The organism is Yoonia tamlensis (genome assembly GCF_900115105.1).
GTDB classification, from domain to species: domain Bacteria; phylum Pseudomonadota; class Alphaproteobacteria; order Rhodobacterales; family Rhodobacteraceae; genus Yoonia; species Yoonia tamlensis.
The window spans coordinates 178,259-195,388 of sequence record NZ_FOYP01000002.1; the positions used below are offsets into that span (position 1 = coordinate 178,259).

The 17,130-nt window shown below is 56.4% G+C and carries 14 protein-coding genes; 4 read left to right on the forward strand and 10 right to left on the reverse strand.

Going from position 1 to position 17,130, the window contains the following annotated elements:
• Positions 1-50 precede the first annotated feature (50 nt).
• The 3 genes from BM320_RS12785 to BM320_RS12795 form a co-directional block, all read right to left on the reverse strand.
• Positions 51-1,544, reverse strand: a complete 1,494-nt coding sequence (locus BM320_RS12785) for a tripartite tricarboxylate transporter permease (RefSeq protein WP_090200912.1) — start codon at positions 1,542-1,544, stop codon at positions 51-53.
• Between the two features lie 4 nt (positions 1,545-1,548).
• The gene (locus BM320_RS12790; protein WP_090200914.1) at positions 1,549-2,031 is read right to left on the reverse strand and encodes a tripartite tricarboxylate transporter TctB family protein; all 483 of its coding nucleotides are present in this window, start codon (positions 2,029-2,031) and stop codon (positions 1,549-1,551) included.
• Positions 2,032-2,099: 68 nt separating this feature from the next.
• Positions 2,100-3,086, reverse strand: a complete 987-nt coding sequence (locus tag BM320_RS12795; RefSeq protein ID WP_090200916.1) for a Bug family tripartite tricarboxylate transporter substrate binding protein — start codon at positions 3,084-3,086, stop codon at positions 2,100-2,102.
• 104 nt (positions 3,087-3,190) lie between these two features.
• On the opposite strand from BM320_RS12795, the gene BM320_RS12800 reads away from it, so the two are divergent.
• The 4 genes from BM320_RS12800 to BM320_RS12815 all read left to right on the forward strand — a co-directional run bounded on the left by BM320_RS12800 (position 3,191) and on the right by BM320_RS12815 (position 7,647).
• Positions 3,191-3,859 (forward strand): response regulator transcription factor, encoded by a 669-nt coding sequence (locus tag BM320_RS12800; RefSeq protein WP_090200918.1) that lies wholly within the window; start codon positions 3,191-3,193, stop codon positions 3,857-3,859.
• Positions 3,849-5,216, forward strand: coding sequence for a sensor histidine kinase (locus BM320_RS12805; RefSeq protein ID WP_090200920.1), 1,368 nt, complete (start codon positions 3,849-3,851; stop codon positions 5,214-5,216). Before BM320_RS12800 ends, BM320_RS12805 begins: the two co-directional genes overlap by 11 nt.
• Positions 5,195-6,205 (forward strand): ABC transporter substrate-binding protein, encoded by a 1,011-nt coding sequence (locus tag BM320_RS12810; protein ID WP_090200921.1) that lies wholly within the window; start codon positions 5,195-5,197, stop codon positions 6,203-6,205. The genes BM320_RS12805 and BM320_RS12810 overlap by 22 nt, the downstream gene beginning before the upstream one ends.
• Positions 6,206-6,369: 164 nt before the next feature.
• Positions 6,370-7,647 carry a 4-aminobutyrate--2-oxoglutarate transaminase gene (locus BM320_RS12815; protein WP_090200923.1) on the forward strand — a complete coding sequence of 426 codons (1,278 nt, stop codon included), beginning with the start codon at positions 6,370-6,372 and terminating at the stop codon, positions 7,645-7,647.
• Between the two features lie 148 nt (positions 7,648-7,795).
• Here the strand turns inward: BM320_RS12815 and BM320_RS12820 are convergent, their stop codons facing one another.
• From BM320_RS12820 to BM320_RS12850, 7 genes are all read right to left on the reverse strand, one after another.
• Positions 7,796-9,598, reverse strand: coding sequence for an ABC transporter ATP-binding protein (locus BM320_RS12820; protein ID WP_242651052.1), 1,803 nt, complete (start codon positions 9,596-9,598; stop codon positions 7,796-7,798).
• 1 nt (position 9,599) lies between these two features.
• The gene (locus BM320_RS12825) at positions 9,600-10,478 is read right to left on the reverse strand and encodes an ABC transporter permease (protein WP_090201550.1); all 879 of its coding nucleotides are present in this window, start codon (positions 10,476-10,478) and stop codon (positions 9,600-9,602) included.
• 46 nt (positions 10,479-10,524) lie between these two features.
• Positions 10,525-11,448, reverse strand: a complete 924-nt coding sequence (locus BM320_RS12830; RefSeq protein WP_090200925.1) for an ABC transporter permease subunit — start codon at positions 11,446-11,448, stop codon at positions 10,525-10,527.
• Positions 11,449-11,504: 56 nt separating this feature from the next.
• Positions 11,505-13,130: a peptide ABC transporter substrate-binding protein gene (locus BM320_RS12835; RefSeq protein WP_090200927.1), complete on the reverse strand. Its 1,626-nt coding sequence runs from the start codon at positions 13,128-13,130 to the stop codon at positions 11,505-11,507.
• A gap of 322 nt (positions 13,131-13,452) precedes the next feature.
• Positions 13,453-14,208, reverse strand: coding sequence for a SagB/ThcOx family dehydrogenase (locus BM320_RS12840; protein ID WP_090200929.1), 756 nt, complete (start codon positions 14,206-14,208; stop codon positions 13,453-13,455).
• Between the two features lie 3 nt (positions 14,209-14,211).
• Positions 14,212-15,510, reverse strand: a complete 1,299-nt coding sequence (locus tag BM320_RS12845; protein ID WP_090200931.1) for a YcaO-like family protein — start codon at positions 15,508-15,510, stop codon at positions 14,212-14,214.
• Positions 15,507-16,628: a TOMM precursor leader peptide-binding protein gene (locus tag BM320_RS12850; protein ID WP_090200933.1), complete on the reverse strand. Its 1,122-nt coding sequence runs from the start codon at positions 16,626-16,628 to the stop codon at positions 15,507-15,509. The genes BM320_RS12845 and BM320_RS12850 overlap by 4 nt, the downstream gene beginning before the upstream one ends.
• Between the last annotated feature and the right edge of the window lie 502 nt (positions 16,629-17,130).

Here is a 17,130-nt window from a genome sequence, read left to right on the forward strand (position 1 = left end):
TTCATTATGCCCCCCTGAAGTGCCTGGATCGGGTCTGCGGGTCTATGTGTTCAATTTCCTTTGGCACGTGTGCGCATGGCGCGAAAGCTGGGAAGCAGCACAAGTGTGACTGCAATGATTAACAGCCCCAGTGTCATTGGCCTTTCCCAAATGAATGATATCCCGCCATAAAGCTGCATCGAGCGGGCAAAGTTGTCTTCCAGCATACCCCCCAAGATAAAACCGATCAGCAGCGGCGGCAGTGGAAAATTGGCGAACTTCAGTGCGATTCCGCAAACCCCGAACCCAACCAGCAACAATAGTTCAGTCGCGTTATTCTGGCCGATATACGCACCCATAAGCGTGAAAAACAGGATGAAAGGGATCAGGTAGTTGCGCGGAATTGCAAGAACCTTGGCGATGTAGGGGATCAGCGGCAGGTTCAACACAAGCAAGACCAGATTGCCGATAAACATCGACATGATAACTGCCCAGAAAATCTGCGGCTCGTCTATCATAAGGCGTGGCCCTGGCGTAACATTCAGAGCGATCAGCGCGCCGAGCAAGATAGCCGTCGTGCCTGAACCGGGAATGCCAAGCGTCAGCAGTGGCACGAATGACCCCGTACAAGCGGCGTTGTTGGCTGTTTCTGGCGCGGCAAGACCTTTGATTGATCCTTTGCCGAATTCGGCCTGTTCGTGTTTTGGCGCGATGTTGCGTTCAACAGCGTATCCAAGAAACGAAGCGATCGTTGCGCCTGCACCAGGTAGAACGCCGATAAAAAAGCCCTGTACGGATTGACGACCGATGACAGGCGCAATTGCGCGCGCCTCTGCACGGCTAATGCGCAGGTCTTTGATTTCGCCGCCGCTATCGCCCAGATTTTTCGGCTTGAGCACAAGGAATATTGCCTCGGGAAGTGCGAACATCGCCATGGCCAGCGTCACAAAGCCAAACCCCGACTGCAGTTCCATGATGCCACCGGTAAATCGGGGCATGTTGAACAGCGACCCAAGCCCGACAGTTGCCATCATCAGCCCCAGCACGGTCATCATCAAAGCCTTGGCAACCTGACCGTTGCCCGCAAAGGCTGCGATGGCCGACAAACCCACGACCATCAGTCCGAAATATTCGGCCGAATGGAAGAGCAGCGCCACAGAGCTAAGCATCGGCGCGAAGATCATCAGCAAAATGGCCCCAATCGTGCCACCGGCAAAGCTGGCGATGGCAGCAATTGTCAGCGCCTTGCCGGCCTTACCCTGCATTGCCATCGGGTAGCCGTCAAAGCTCGAGGCGACGGTGCCCGCAACGCCTGGCGCATTCAGAAGGATCGACGATGTTGATCCGCCAAAGATGGCGCCGTAGTAGACCCCCGCAAGCAAGATCAGAGCGGCAGACGGATCACCCAGTGAAATGGCAATCGGGATCATAATCGCGATGATTGACATCGGCCCCAACCCGGGAAGCATTCCGATGAACGTGCCGATCAAACAACCGCCGATCACCATGATAATATTCTGCAGCGACAGGGCCGTTTGCAGGCCAATCAGGATTCCTTCAAACATGTGATCAGTTCCCTAAAAAGAATGGTAATGGGCGCAGAAAAATTCCAAGCACTTCCTGCACGAGATACCAGATGATCCCCGCCGTCAGCAGCGACACGGTGAACATCACAAGCCACTTGCGTTCGCCAAGAATGAACGACCCCAAGACAAGAAATGCTGTTGTCGACCCAAGAAACCCTATCGGGCGCAAACAGATTGCATAGACAACCATCAGCCCCAAAATGAGGATCGCCTGTCCAAGTTTGTATTCGTGCAATTTGCGGTAATCGATTTCACCGACCGTTTGCTCTGCTTTCTCGAGGCCAAGCAGAATGATCAGCGAAAGCACGATACCAAAGATCGACAAAACCTTTGGAAAGGTGCTTGGCCAAATCGGCTTGCGTTGCATAAACGGTGCAAGATTGGCGTCCATCGTAAGCCATGCAGTATAGCCGTAAAGTAAACAGATGCTCAGCAGAACGAGCGCGATCCAACGATCCAAAGCCATGCCATCAATCCCTATAGAAAGTGTTTGAAAACGGGCGGCGCAGGGTATGCGCCGCCCGATTTAGGTTCCTAGAGGAAACCCAGCTGGCGCATCAGATCACCGATGACCTGTTCTTGTTCATCAAGGAAGGTCCGGAAGTCTTCGCCTGGATTATGGATGTTGACCCAACCGTTACGGGCGCGCACTGTTTCCCATTCTTCGGTCTCGTACATCTTTGAAATCACGTCCTGATAGGCTGCAAGATCTTCCGCAGGAAGACCAGGTGCAGCAAAGAAGCCGCGCCAGTTGACAAAGGTCGTGTCAATTCCCTGTTCAACCATCGTCATTGAATCAGGCGATGCGGGGACGCGCTCTGGTGCTGTGATGCCGATGATCTTGATTTCGCCTGCTTCAGACAAATCAATCGCTTCGGATAGGCCGGTAGAAAGCGCCTTGATCTCGCCCGAGAGCAAAGCCGCCATCGCGGTGCCACCGGCGTCGTATGGAATATAGTTCACATCCAGCGCGTCGCGCCCCGCTGCCTGCATCACCATTGCGGCGACAACGTGGTCAAGACCACCGGGAACGGACCCGCCACCAACAGGGGTGCCCGCAGGATTCGCATCATACGCGGCAAGGAAGTCTTCCATTGTATTGATCGGGCTGTCTTTGCCGACAACAAGCGCCGCGTAATCACCGATCGTGCCGGCGACGAGTGTGAGATCGCGGTAGGTTTGCGAAATCTCGCCGGTCAAGCCGCGGATCACAAGCGGGGTCGAATTGACCATCAGCGTGCCATAGTTGCTTTGCGCGTTTTCGATCAGATATGCGATCGCTGTACCGCCGCCGCCGCCGGACATGTTTTCATAAGACGCAGAGCCGATCAGCCCTGCCTCGGTCAGGGCTTCGCCCGTGCCGCGCGCGGTGCCATCCCATCCGCCACCGGCACCGCCAGGAATCAAAAAGTGGATACTGTCGAGCACTTGGTGACCGTCGGCGAATACCGGAGTGCCCAAGCCAAGTGTTGCGCAGGTTGCTGCGATCAGGGCGCGACGGCCCATTTTCATCGTTGTCATATTTCTCTCCCTAAAAGAACCGTCTCCTCACGGCCTTGTGCGAAAAGTTAAACACGGTAACCTGACACGGACCTGACACCGACCAAAGAAAGCAAAACCGTGCGATGAAATACCTTCTCGTCGAGGACAATTTTGAGCTCGCGAATGCAATCAGTTCACGCATGGGGCTGGATGGGCATCAGGTTGATCATGCAGCAAAAATCAGTGATGCGCTGGATTATGCCAAGGCGGGTGAATACGATCTTATCTTGCTGGATATTATGTTGCCCGACGGGGATGGCCGCAGCTTTCTCAAGCAGCATCGCGCAGGAAAAAACGACACGCCAGTGATCGTTTTGACAGCCCGCAGTCAGGTTTCAGATCGAATCAGCATGCTTGATCTGGGGGCCGATGATTATGTCACCAAGCCGTTTGACCATGCCGAACTACAGGCCCGTTGTCGTGCTGTGCTGCGCCGCAAGTCGGGCACCGCACAGCCCACAACACGCATCGGCGACGTCGAATTTGACCCCGTCAGGGGGCACCTTAACGTCAAAGGCACGACGATCAATCTGCGCAACCGCGAACTGCGTCTGTTAGAACTGTTGATGAACGCCAAGGGGCAGGTTTTCTCAAAGCAGAAGTTGGTGGATCGCCTGTTTTCCTATGACGACGATGTGTCCGAAAACGCTATCGAGGTTTATGTCGGCCGGCTTCGCAAGCACCTTGAAGGGTCCAGCGTGCATATCAGAACCCTGCGCGGTATTGGCTACAGACTTGATCATGAAGAATGACTTTGTTGTTCTTGGATCGCTTCGCAATCAGCTTGCGACGATCCTGACGGGCGGGGCCGCGTTGCTCGCGATCTTGTTGTTTTTCGTTGTCCGCGGCTATGCCACCCAGATCGCCCAAGAAGGCCAGGACAACATCCTAAGCGCCTCGGTGTCGTCAATTCTTGACGCCGCAGTTCTGCGTGACGGGGTGGTTGAACTCGACTTTCCTTATGCGTCTTTGTCGATGCTCAGCACCTCGGCCGATGACCGGATATTTTATGCCATTTACGAAGATGGAAATCTTTTGTCCGGCTACGATGGATTGGAAACGGGGCTTGGTGCATCAGGCAACGCACGCATGTTTGTATCGGCGCAATACGACAACGCAACCGTGCGTGTCGCAACGGCAAGCCGGACATTGATCGGCGCTGACCGATCCAGACAGGTGACTGTCAGCGTGGCACAAACCCAGGACGCGCTTGCAGAAACATTGAACAGGATTTCACGCAACGTTGCCGGATTCGGATTAGGTTTTTTCGCGCTCGCCACGGCTTTGGCGTTTTGGGGCACGTCCACAACAATCGGCCAGCTTAGCCGCCTGACAACATCGGTGACGCGCCGCGGTCCGCAGGACCTGAGCCCGTTTCTAAAACCCGTGCCAACCGAAATGGTGCCGCTGGTTAGGTCGTTGAACACCCTGATGGCACGGCTGGATCAATCTCTTAAACAATCAGAAGACTTTATCGCAGAGGCAGCGCACCGTGTCCGGACACCGCTGGCGACAGTGCGCTCATACGCCGAAGCCACGTTCCAGCGGGTCCAAAATCAGGAAAACCGTGACGCGTTGCGTTCGATGATGCGCGCAATTGACGAAAGCTCGCGCGCGGCCGGACAGCTGTTGGATCACGCGATGGTCACCTTTCGGGCCGGAAACCTTGAACGCGAAGATGTCGACCTTGACGGCTTGTTGCGTGATCTTGTGCAGCGCATGACGCCCGTTGCGGACATGCGTGATGTCGCGCTTTATCTCGACAGCAATGCGCCCGCAATTTTGCAAGGCGATCCTGTTTTGCTCCAGAACGCGTTTCGCAACCTAATCGACAATGCGTTAAAATACGCACCAGCTGAAACATCGATAATGATCCACGTCCAAACAACCCCGCGCATAAGGGTTGATGTTTCGGATCAAGGCCGTGGTTTCTTGCTGCATGAGATCGACAAGCTCGCCGGTCGGTTTGTGCGCGGCGGTGATACCGAAGGGCATATCGGGTCAGGCCTCGGGCTGACAATTGCCCAAGACGTGGTCAATGCACATGATGGCATCATGACGCTGTCCAACAGACAAGAAGGCGGCGCATGCGTTTCATTGCAATTCTAATTGTTTCCCTGTTTCCGCTGCTTGGCCACGCACAAGACTGGGAAGACCAGCAAGTGTTCGGCGCATCAAACGCGCCCCAGTCGCTGCGGATTCTTTCAAGCACAGACACATCATTTTTCAAGCCGGTTATCGAAAGTTTTATCGCGCAGCGGCCCGATGTATCGGTTGAATATCTTGTGACCAGCACGGCAGACCTCGACGATCGGTTCCGCCTTGCCCCTGATGAATTCGATGTTGTCATCTCAAGCGCGATGGATCTGCAAATCAAACTGACCAACGACGGGTTCGCACAAAGGCTGGATGACCTGACACATCCCGACTGGGCGCAGTGGCGCAACAGCCTGTTTGCGTTCACTACAGAACCGGCGGCGATCGTGATCAGGACTGCGGCCTTTGACGGCATAGGTATTCCGACCACACGCCAGGAACTGATCGAGGCCCTGCGCGGAAATGCCGAAGTTTTTGACGGAAAAATTGGCACCTATGACGTTCGCCAATCGGGGGTGGGATATCTCTTTGCGACGCAAGACGCTCGCGCATCCGAAACCTATTGGCGCCTGATGGAGGTAATTGGCAGTCTGAATGTCCGGCTTTACTGTTGTTCCGGCGCAATGATTGACGACCTCGCAGAGGGGCGCATCCTTGTGGCATATAACGTTCTGGGCAGCTACGCCTTGGCCCGCACCGACACCCATGACGCGCTTACTGTCATATTGCCCTCGGATTTCCCGACGACAATGATGCGTTCCGCGCTTGTCTCACAGTCCGCGTCAGATCCGGTTTTGGCCGAAGCATTCCTGCGGCACCTGATCCGCCTGCAATCACAGGGCTCCGGCACGGATTTTCCCCTGCCCACACTCGAAGCATATCAAGACGCAAGTGGCCGCCCGTCTATTAACCTCGAACCCGCTTTGATGACCTATCTTGACCATCTCAAGCGGCAGGTTTTCATCAATGCATGGGAAAGCGCTGTTATCCAGAACCGGTAGCGCGCGATCCATTTCCCCTGCCCCAATAGCTGTGATTGTCGCGCCCCAAGAAAACCCCAGAGACACCGACAAAGATAATTATTGCCAACCCGAAATACGATTTCATGGAACGCGATAATTCGGATAATTGTGAAAACATGAAATGAATCGAAGGACGGATTCGCATGTTGAATGAACAAATTAGTGCCCGCAAGAACAGCGCCATTTCGCGTGGCGTCGGGATGCAGACCCAGATCTATGCGGCGCGTGCAAAAAACGCCGAAGTCTGGGATGTCGAAGGCAACCGCTATATCGACTTTGCGGCGGGTATTGCCGTTGTGAACACGGGGCACTGCCATCCAAAGGTGATGGAAGCCGTCACGCGGCAAATGGGCTTGTTCACGCATACCTGCCATCAGGTCTTGCCCTATGAAAACTATGTCGGCCTTGCCGAACGACTAAACGCGATGGTTCAGGGCGATTTCGACAAAAAGACTGTTTTTGTCACCACCGGTGCCGAAGCTGTTGAAAATGCAATCAAAGTTGCAAGAGCCTACACAGGGCGACCGGCGGTCATCGCCTTTGGCGGCGGTTTTCACGGCCGGACATTCATGGGCATGAGCCTGACCGGCAAAGTGGCACCCTACAAGCAGGGTTTCGGTGCGATGATGCCCGATGTTTACCATGTTCCCTTTCCCGTTGAACTGCACGGCGTATCCACAAAAGACGCGATGGATGCGCTGCAAAAGCTGTTCAAAGCCGATCTTGACCCGAACCGTGTCGCGGCAATCATTTTCGAGCCCGTGCAGGGTGAAGGGGGTTTCTACCCTGCGCCGCTTGAATTGGTCCGCGAAATCCGCGCGCTTTGTGACGCGCATGGTATCGTGATGGTTGCGGATGAAATCCAGACGGGGTTTGCACGTACCGGAAACATGTTCGCAATGGATGGCTATGGAATCGCGCCTGACCTGACAACGATGGCCAAAGGGCTGGCCGGGGGACTTCCGCTTGCCGCAGTTGTCGGCAAAGCCGAAATCATGGACGCCGCCGGACCAGGCGGGCTTGGCGGGACATATGGTGGCAACCCGTTGGGGATCGCTGCTGCGCATGCCGTTCTGGACGTGATCGCCGAAGAAAACCTGTGCGCGCGGGCGAATGAACTGGGGTCGCGTTTGCGCCAGCGGTTGGAAGCCATTCGCGCAACGACACCCGAAATGGTGGATATTCGCGGGCCCGGATTTATGGTCGCCGCAGAATTCAACACCGCCGACGGTACTGCGCCGGACCCCGCGTTCACGCAAAAAATTCGCGAAGAAGCGCTAAAGCGGAACCTGATCCTGCTCACCTGCGGCGTCTATGGCAACGTTGTCCGCTTTCTCGCCCCGATCACGATCGAGGATGAAATCATGTCAGAAGCGCTCGACATTCTTGAAGAATCGATCGCCGCAGCGCGTGAAAGCTAACCCCGTTAGGGTCAATTGACCCTTGGTCGGAACCGTAATGGGCAATCAACAAAAAGGGCGCGGCAACGCGTCCTTTATTGCTATTTACACTGCCCTGCTTGCCTAATTGCCGCGACGGGTATCTGGCAAGCAACGGTCAGGCGGCTGTTCAGTGATGTCGCAGGATTTCTTCGATCTTGTCATGCTCGGCAACAAAGTGGCCAGGTGCAACCTCTTGTAATTGCGGAACATAGTCGGTTTGACCTGCGCGCAGTTTGCTGGGCAAAAACCGCAGCGCCGCCTTGATATCCATTGGCGACGGCAAATCGCCAGGCAATGTGATGCGCTTGCGGGCGCGCTCGGCCACGGGGTCCGGAATCGGCACCGCCGAAATAAGCGCCTGCGTATAGGGGTGCTGTGGCGTGGTGCAGATTGCCTTGCTGCCCGACAGTTCGACCATGCGCCCTAGATAGAGCACCATGATCCGGTCGGAAATGTCGCGCACCACCGAAAGATCATGCGAGATGAACAGCATCGACATGCCAAATTCCTGCTGAAGTTCCTTGAGCAGTTTGATGATCTGGGCTTGGATCGACACATCAAGCGCCGATACGGCCTCGTCGCAGATGATCAGTTTCGGGCGGTTGATCATCGCGCGCGCGATCCCGACCCGCTGGTTTTGCCCGCCCGACAATTCGTGCGGGTAGCGGTTGTACATCGACGCGTCCAAGCCGACGCGGTGCATCATGTCTTGGACCTCAGTACGCCGTTCCTGCGCGGTCATATCAGGGCGGAAGGTGCTAAGCGGTTCGGCGATTGACGCGGAAATTGTCATGCGCGGATCAAGACTGGCAAGCGGATCCTGAAACACGATTTGCAGGTCCTTGCGGGCCTTGATCATGTTTTTCTTGTCGAGCGAAGTCAGGTTCGTTCCCAGCCAGCTGACCGAGCCTTGGGTCGGCTCGACCAGCCGCAGAACCGCGCGCGCAAGCGTAGATTTGCCGCAACCGGATTCCCCCACAACGCCCAAGGTTTCGCCTTGATGCAGCGTAAAGCTGACACCATTGACCGCGCGCAGCGGCACCGTCTTGCGGATAAGACCGCCGCCCATTTTGATCGGGAAATGGACCTTGATGTCGTCCGCTTGCAAAATCGGTTTACTAAGATCGACCTGTTTTTCCGGCGCGTCGGTATCAATGCGCGGCATCGCGTCCAGCAATTTGCGGGTGTAATCGTGGCCGGGGCGCGCGAAAATATCTTCGACGCTGCCTTCTTCGACAAAGGCGCCCAGACGCATGACCTGCACACGGTCGCACATGCGCGCAACGACCCCCATATCATGGGTGATCAAGGCAACGGCGGTCTGGTGTTCGGCCTGCAAGGTCGCGATCAGATCCAGCACATCAGCCTGCACGGTCACGTCCAGCGCCGTGGTCGGTTCATCCGCGATTAGCAGTTTGGGGTCGCAGAGCATCGCCATCGCGATCATAACCCGCTGACGCATCCCGCCTGACAGCTCGTGCGGGTATTGCTGCAAACGCCGTGCGGCGTCCGGAATGCGGACCTTGTCCAGCCAGTCAAGGCAGCGTTTTTGCGCTTCGCGGTCGGACATTGCATGGTGGACCTTTAACACTTCGGCCATTTGCTGGCCAATGCGCAGGTGCGGGGTCAGCGCGGTGAGCGGGTCTTGAAAGATCATGCCCACCTCATCGCCGCGAATGGCGTTCAATGCTTTGGGGGCCAGATTCAGAATTTCTGAATCGCCCAGTTTCACCGAACCACGCGCCGTCCCGTTGCCCGCAAGCAAACCCATCGCCGCCATAAAACACTGGCTTTTGCCAGAGCCGGATTCACCCACGATGCCAAGGCATTCGCCCTTGGCGATTTCCAATGAAATTCCGCGCACCGCGTTGACGGTGCCATCAGCGGTATCAAAATCGACATACAGGTCTTTGACCGAAAAAACGCTCATCTTATCTGTCCTTTGGGTCAAGTGCGTCACGCAGGCCATCGCCGATAAAGAACATGGTGATGATGATGGTGACGTAGAAGGCAAGCGGGAATGCGAGTTGCCACAGGGTGCCATAGGCCATTGTGCCCGCACCTTCGGAAATCAGTTTGCCCAGTGATGTGCTGGGTTCGGAAATGCCAAGCCCGAGAAACGAAATAAAGCTTTCCGCGAGGATCATATCAGGCACCAACAAGGATGCATAAACGATCACAACCCCCATCAGGTTGGGCAGTATATGCCGGATAATGATCATCGTTTCTGACACGCCGCTGGCGCGCGCGGCTTCGATAAATTCGCGCCCCTTGAGCGCCATGGTCTGCGCCCGTACGATCCGCGCCATTGTCAGCCATGACACAGCCCCAAGCGCGATAAACAAGGTGGTAAACGACCGCCCCGCGATCACAAGGATCAGGATCAGCACCAGAACCAGTGGAATGGCCAAAAGAATATCAACAATCCGCATCATCACGGAATCCAGCCAACCGCCATAGAACCCCGCGATCACACCCCAAGCGATCCCGATAATCAGCGCCATACCCGCGCCGATCAGCCCCACCATCAATGACGTTCCCGTGGCCTGAATTGTCCGTGAATATAGATCACGCCCAAGATCATCGGTGCCGAAAAAATGCCCCGTTTGCAGGGACGGCACGCCACCGGCACCCATATTGCCCCAGTCGATCGTTTCATTGTCCCAGACGGCAAAAAGCGGTCCCAAAAGGACAAAAAGCACAACCAGCGCCAAAATGCCCAAGCACACAAGCGCGGCCTTGTTCCGGAAGAACCGGTCGCGCGCATCGCGCATGAGCGACCTGCCCTGAACGGCCGTGTGGTGGGTCATGTCAGACGCCTGCGCCTGAGCTTTTTTATAGCGTTGAAACACGGGGTTAGTACCTTATCTTTGGGTCGAACCAGGCATATGAAAGGTCGGTCAGCAGGTTCACCACCACCGTCAACGTGCCATATAGAATTGTCACCCCCAGCAGCACGGCATAGTCGCGCGACAGGGCAGAGTTCACAAAAGACTGACCAAGACCACCGGTCGAGAAATAGAGATCAACAAAGACCGACCCAGTCAGCACATAGACAAACACCGGACCAAGATACGAGATCACCGGCAGCAGGGTCGGTTTCATTGCGTGCCGCCAGATAACAGTACGTTCAGGCAGGCCTTTGGCGCGGGCGGTGCGGATGAAATTGGCGTTCATCACCTCAAGCATGGATGACCGCGTGATCCGTGCAATCGACCCCATGAAGGATGTGGAAAGCGCGATCACGGGCATAATCAGATATTGCCATTGGCCGCCGTACCAGCCACCGCCGGGCAGGATGCCAAGCCACAGCGTAAAGGTGAGGATCAGGATCGGCCCCATGATGAAATTGGGCAGCGCTTGGGCCAGAATGCCAAGGCTCACGGCGAAATAATCGATCCATGTGTTGTGCCGGATGGCTGCGGCGACGCCAAGGCTAACGCCGACAACCGTGGCCGCCAGAAACGACAGACTGCCGTAGGTCAGCGAGATCGGAAAGCCCTGCGCAATAATGTCGTTCACATCGCGGTCTTTGAAAACAAAACTAGGGCCAAAATCGAAATGCAGCACGATATTGGTCAGATACTGCCAAAGCTGCACGATAAGCGGTTGATCCAACCCGTAGCGCGCTTCGATGTTGGCCAAAACGACAGGTGGCAACGGCCGTTCGCCATTGAACGGGCCACCCGGTGCCAGATGCATCAAAAAGAAGCAGGCAACCACGAGGATCAAAATTGTGGGGATAGCGACAAACAGCCGCCGGATGGTGAAACTGAGCATGGGATTCCTGACATAAAACGCCGCCCCCAAGGTCAGGGGCGGCGTGGGTTCAGATGTTATTCAGCGATCTTATACAGATTGCGTGAATACCAGTTTTGCTCAACGTTACCTACAGGCCAGTTACCAACATCGCTGTCCATCATGTAGACGCCAGCATAGTGGTAGATCGGAATGACAGGCATATCTGCTGCGATGATGCCTTCGACTTCGGTATAAAGGCCCGAAACATCAGATGACATTTTGGCTTCGGCCAGCAACGCATCGAGTTCGGGGTTGTTGTATTTACCGTCGTTATAGCCCGAGCGGCTGTCGAGCAGGTCAAGGAAGGTAGAGGCTTCGTTATAGTCGCCACACCATGCGCCACGGGCCAGTTCAAAGTCCTGGTTGCCACGTGTTTCAAGGAAGACCTGCCATTCAAGGTTCGCAAGCGATGCTTCGACACCCAGTGTTTGCTTCCACATCTGGCTCATCGCGACCGCGACTTTGTTGTGGGCTTCGGATGTGTTGTAGATCATCTCGAATGTCAGCGGATTGTCAGGGCCGTATCCTGCCTCTGCCAACAGCTCAACAGCCTTCGCGTTGCGCTCTTCTTGGGTCATCGCCTGCATGTCGGTCGCAGGTGGTGTGAAACCAGCCACAGCCGCAGGGGTGAATGTATAGGCCTCTGGTTGACCACCGGCGAGAACGTTTTGCGTGATGATGCTGCGATCAACCGCAAGTGCCAGCGCCTGACGGACGCGCACATCTTTGAACGCTTCCGGGCCCGAATCGCTCAGGTTGAATGTGTAGTAATAGTTACACAGACGCGGAAAGCTGATCGCGATGCCGGGGTATTCTTCGCTCAGGCGCGGGAACTGGCCAGCGGGGACTTCGGTGCGGTCCAATTCACCGGCTTGGAAACGTGTCAGGGCGACGTTTTCGTCGTTGATCACAAGGGCGACAACTTTTTCGATGATGGTGTTGTCATTGTCCCAATACATCGGGTTGCGTTCACGCACAGAGCGTTCCAGCGGCAGGTGTTCGGTCAGCACATAGGCGCCGTTCGATACGATGTTTTCAGGCTTGGTCCAGTCCGCGCCAAATTCTTCGATCACTGCGCGCGGCGCAGGGAAGGTTGTCGAATGTGTGGTCATCTGCGGGAAATATGGCAGTGGGGCTGACAGTGTGACTTCGAAAGTCAGATCATCAATCGCGCGCACACCCAGATCGGTTGGTGGCAATTCGCCGGCAATAACTTCGGCAGCATTGGCGATCGACATCAGTTCAATGAACCACTGGTAAGGCGATGACAGCGCCGGATCGGCGGCACGTTGCCACGCATAGACAAAATCGCCAGCGACGACAGGTTCGCCGTTCGACCATTTTGCATTGTCGCGCAGGGTAAATGTGTAAACTGTGTTGTCTTCGTTGACGGTATAACCCGTTGCAACACCAGGCTCGAGATTGCCGTCTTCGTCCTGATTCATCAGGCCTTCGAACAGATCGCGGACGATCTCTGCACCAGAAACATCCTCAACAACTTGCGGATCGACAGAGCTGTGCTCGTCCAGAACGCGGTAGGTGAATGTTTGGTCAGCGGCAAGCGTGACACCTTCGGGCACATGGCTTTCGGCCAGAACGGGGCCTGCGAGCATGGTGCTGGCAAGCAGCGCCGAGATCATAAGTTTGGATGTATTTTTCATTTTTTTTGAACTCCCTGTTTTGAGCAGTGACCAAGGTCAAAAATCTGGTCGGACTCGGATTCTGATAGCGCACGATAACCGCGATAGAATGGCTCGCAAGTAATTTTCTTTCAAACGCGCCGGTTTTCGCCAGCGACGTCGCGGCAGGTTGCGATACATTTCGCTGGGCCGTTCATTGCAAAACTGGCCAGAAGATTTTGCAATCGCGCCTTATTTCATGGGCAAACTGCAAAAACCGGCCGCAAATGTGACGGTTGCGGCGCGCGAGGGAACAGCGCAAAAGCGGCTAACGTGAAATGGAATTTCACAAAAGGAGTCGCATTCAATCGTGGCCTTTCTTGTCATGGCCTAGCCCAAGCGCATAGATGATCGCCTCTGACTGGCCATCAAGCCCGATGAGCCGGTTCAGCACTGTGTCGGCATATCCGCCCAGACACAGGGTCGCCAAATCCCGCTCGGCCGCGGCCAGACAGATATTTTGCGCAACGTGGCCTGCTTCGATCAGAACATAGCGATACCCGCGCGGCCCATATTTGCGTTGGGTACGGGCAAAGACTGCGCCAAGACACAAGACAACCGGCGCTTGGGCGACAAATGACCATGTCAGGAATGCATCGCGCGCCTGATCTTCCCAATCGCCCTGCTTGATCAGCGCCAGGTCATCCGCCTTGCTGTCATAATGGTAAATGCCTTTTGCCAACCCGTCGACATTGCGCACCAGCGCATAAACCTCGAGCGGATAAAGCCCGCCAGCCGAAGGCACAGGACGGCGCAGCAGTTGCGTGCCGTCAGCCAAACGATCAGGGCCAAGCACCTGATACCCCGCCCGCAGCATTGCCGCGAGATCACACAACGCAAGCGGATTATCCGCAAAGGCGCGCGTTGATCTGCGTCCGGCGGCCAACCCTTCGATTGCCCCCCGCGCAGTATCGGGCAGGGCAATGCGTTGCGCATGCGGATCGCTTTTGGTTTCTTGCGAAAACGGCGCGTTTGGCATCTGGTTTTCGTCGATCCACGGCTCCGAATTCAGGTGAAACAGCTGCGAAAGCCCGTATGGGTCGTTAACATTATTGCGCATGATCTAGGCCAGTGGATGCGGGCATTGGTTTAGCCCGTTTTCGGTCAATTGGGTCGTTCGCAGCCCCCATTTCACGGGGGCCTCGAACAGGCGGTCACCGCCAAGCCGCACCTGACCATGGCCGAAATGGATCGGCTGCATGCCCGTCGCGATAACCCGCACAACCCTTGGCCCGAGCGGCGCAATATCAGCCGTGGTAATATCCGCATAAGCCACGCGCGCACCCGCGTTCACGGCCCCTGCAATGGTGAAATCCAGCAGGTCATCGCTGTTGGTAACGGGCGGGCGCGGCAGATCGTCCAGCGTGACCTGCGCGCCCGTACTGGTCAGAAAATCGAATTCGCCGGCATGTGCGGGGATCGCGTGAAACAGCGGATGATCGTCAATGCTGCGCACATCTGCATAGGTTTTCAGGCGGGTCTGATAGTCGCCCCCTTGCATCCGCGCGGCCATTCCCGGGCGCAGCTGGCACAATTCGAACATGGCTTTGTCAACCGCCGTTGCCGGATCGCAATCGCACCCCAACCCGACGACCCGACTGCCGTTTTGTTCTTGGGCGATGGCCATGATCACATAGGGGGCCTGATCGGTGTAAAGCGAAAGCAACCCGATATTCACCCCGAACCGTTCATAATGGCTGATGATTTGCGCAGCATAGCAACCCGACTGTGGCGTTTCGATCGTTGTCGCGGGCAGCTTGTTCAGCCATGTGATCATAAAGGCGTCACGCTCGATTATCTCGTTCAGGCCGCCCAGAATGGCATGGTTCAGGTCCCTACCAGCAGCAAGCCCGTTTGAGGTCACAGCCGTGAAATAATCCGCAGCTCTTGGGGGTGGCCCGACCAGATAAACGAGCGACGCGGGCATATCGACAGCCTGCCCCGAGGAGAGATCGACCCCTTTGATCCAAGTTGTTTCGCTTTCGGGGGACCATTGGTGAAATGGCAATCCGCCAGCATATTGTGCGGCCGAATAAAGAACCGTTTCGGGCGGCGTGATTGCATTGGCGGGCACGGGCCCGATTTGCAGGCGGCTTGGGTCCCAGTGAAAGGCGGCATAGCGTTCCATCGCTTCGCCCAGCGCAGCCAGTTTGGCCGCGTCCTCGGTCAGCCCCTTTCCGCCCGTCAGGCGCATGGCAATCGGTAGGTTCCGGAAATTGTAATGCGTCAGCGTAGCGTTCCACAGATGCGGCGGGCTGGGTTCTTGGGGGCCGCGTGTTTGGGGGGATAGATCTGTCACGATCCCGCTGCGCCTGCTGACCAAAGCTGCAGTCAGCCGGATGGCGTCCTGACTGTCGTTCATTGCGAAGCACCGTGATCGCCGCCACAAACCGGACAACCGGGTTTGCGCAGCACCATGTGTTTTTCCACCCGCAACCCCGGTAGCCCCACAACAATAAAGCGGCCATCAAGGGCGGGCGCGCTGGCCCCTGTTAGCCAGCTTAGCGCTTCGGCACCCAGCATCCCGCCCACAATATCGGCGGCCACCACAAGATTTTCGCGGCGTCCCAAATTGTCACTGCGCAACTGATCAAGATGCTGTTCAACCGCAAACCGCGCGGGCGGATTCGCCGCCGCCGCAATCTCGCGCAGGCGCCAGCACATATAGCAAGGGCCGGTGCCGGTCTGGAAAAAGCCGGGACCAACAACAAGTTCCCCCCCTTCAAGCGAAGCCGCGATCCACGGCACACCCAACGCGCGGCAGGCGATATTCAGCATGCCCGCAAGGTTCAATTCGCCCGATTCAAGGCAACACAACACAAGCGACGCCCCTGCGATGTATTTCTCCATCGCCGCCGGATCATCGGGGCGCGTACGCACAGCGTCCAGTTGCGTCACCCCGTTGCCCTGTGCCAACCGGGCGATCAATATTTCAGCCCTGTTCCGACCGATGTCGCCAGATTGAAACAGCCCCGAGAAATACGCATCCCCATCGCCGACCGCAGCGGGATCAAGGACCGTTAACCGCCCGATCCCCGCAGCCACAAGCGCCCGCGCCGTCACCGCCCCATGCGCGCCCGCCCCGACGATCACCACATGCGCATCCGTCAGCCTGCGCTGCGCTGCGCGACCCTCGGGGGTCATTTCGCCCAGCCAGCCAAGCTGCGCCATATGTTCCGGCTGCGCCATATGTTCATCACCTTCCACAACAATGCCTTGTGTGGCCAGCATGCGCAAAGACGCCACGACATCATCCTTCTGGAAAACATGCGCCACTTTTTCGCAAATCTGGTCAACAGTATGGGTGCCCGTCAACAGCGGCAGCACCGTTTCTTCGAAGGAATGGAATGATTTCCCCTTTAACGTAAGGCTGCGCCGCCACGAAAGGATCCGGAAGACATCTTCATCGTTTGCACCACCGGTTTCGGTCCAATGCAAAAAACACGCAGGTAGCAACGGCTTTTGGGGCAGCAATGTCATCTGTGCGCCATTGTTCCAGTGATTTCCATGCGTCTTGCACCATGCACCCAAGGCCCAATCGTGCAATATCTATTGATTTGGCCCGCCGTACCCAGCAGGCCAAAAATCGCGGCATTTCTTGGCAGCGTCAGCTATTAACTGTCCGGCTTCTTGTCACAGCAGCAACCCTGCGCAGGCATACACGCACCCGCTGCTGGCATACACGCACCCGCGGCGGGCATACATGCACCTGCGGCTGGCATACATGCCCCCATACAGGCGCCGGCCGCTGGCATGCACGCACCCATACAAGCACCTGCGCTATGCATGCACGCACCCATGCAAGCACCCGCAGCAGTCATGCATGCACCCATGCACGCACCTGCAGCGGGCATGCATGCACCGATGGCGGCTGCGACTTTATGATAGGCGGCCAGCTCTGCTGCGCTAAAATATCCTTGGCCCAGCTTGTCTTCCAATTCAGAGACGCGCATCTCAAGGCTTTTTGTTTCGCTATTATCTG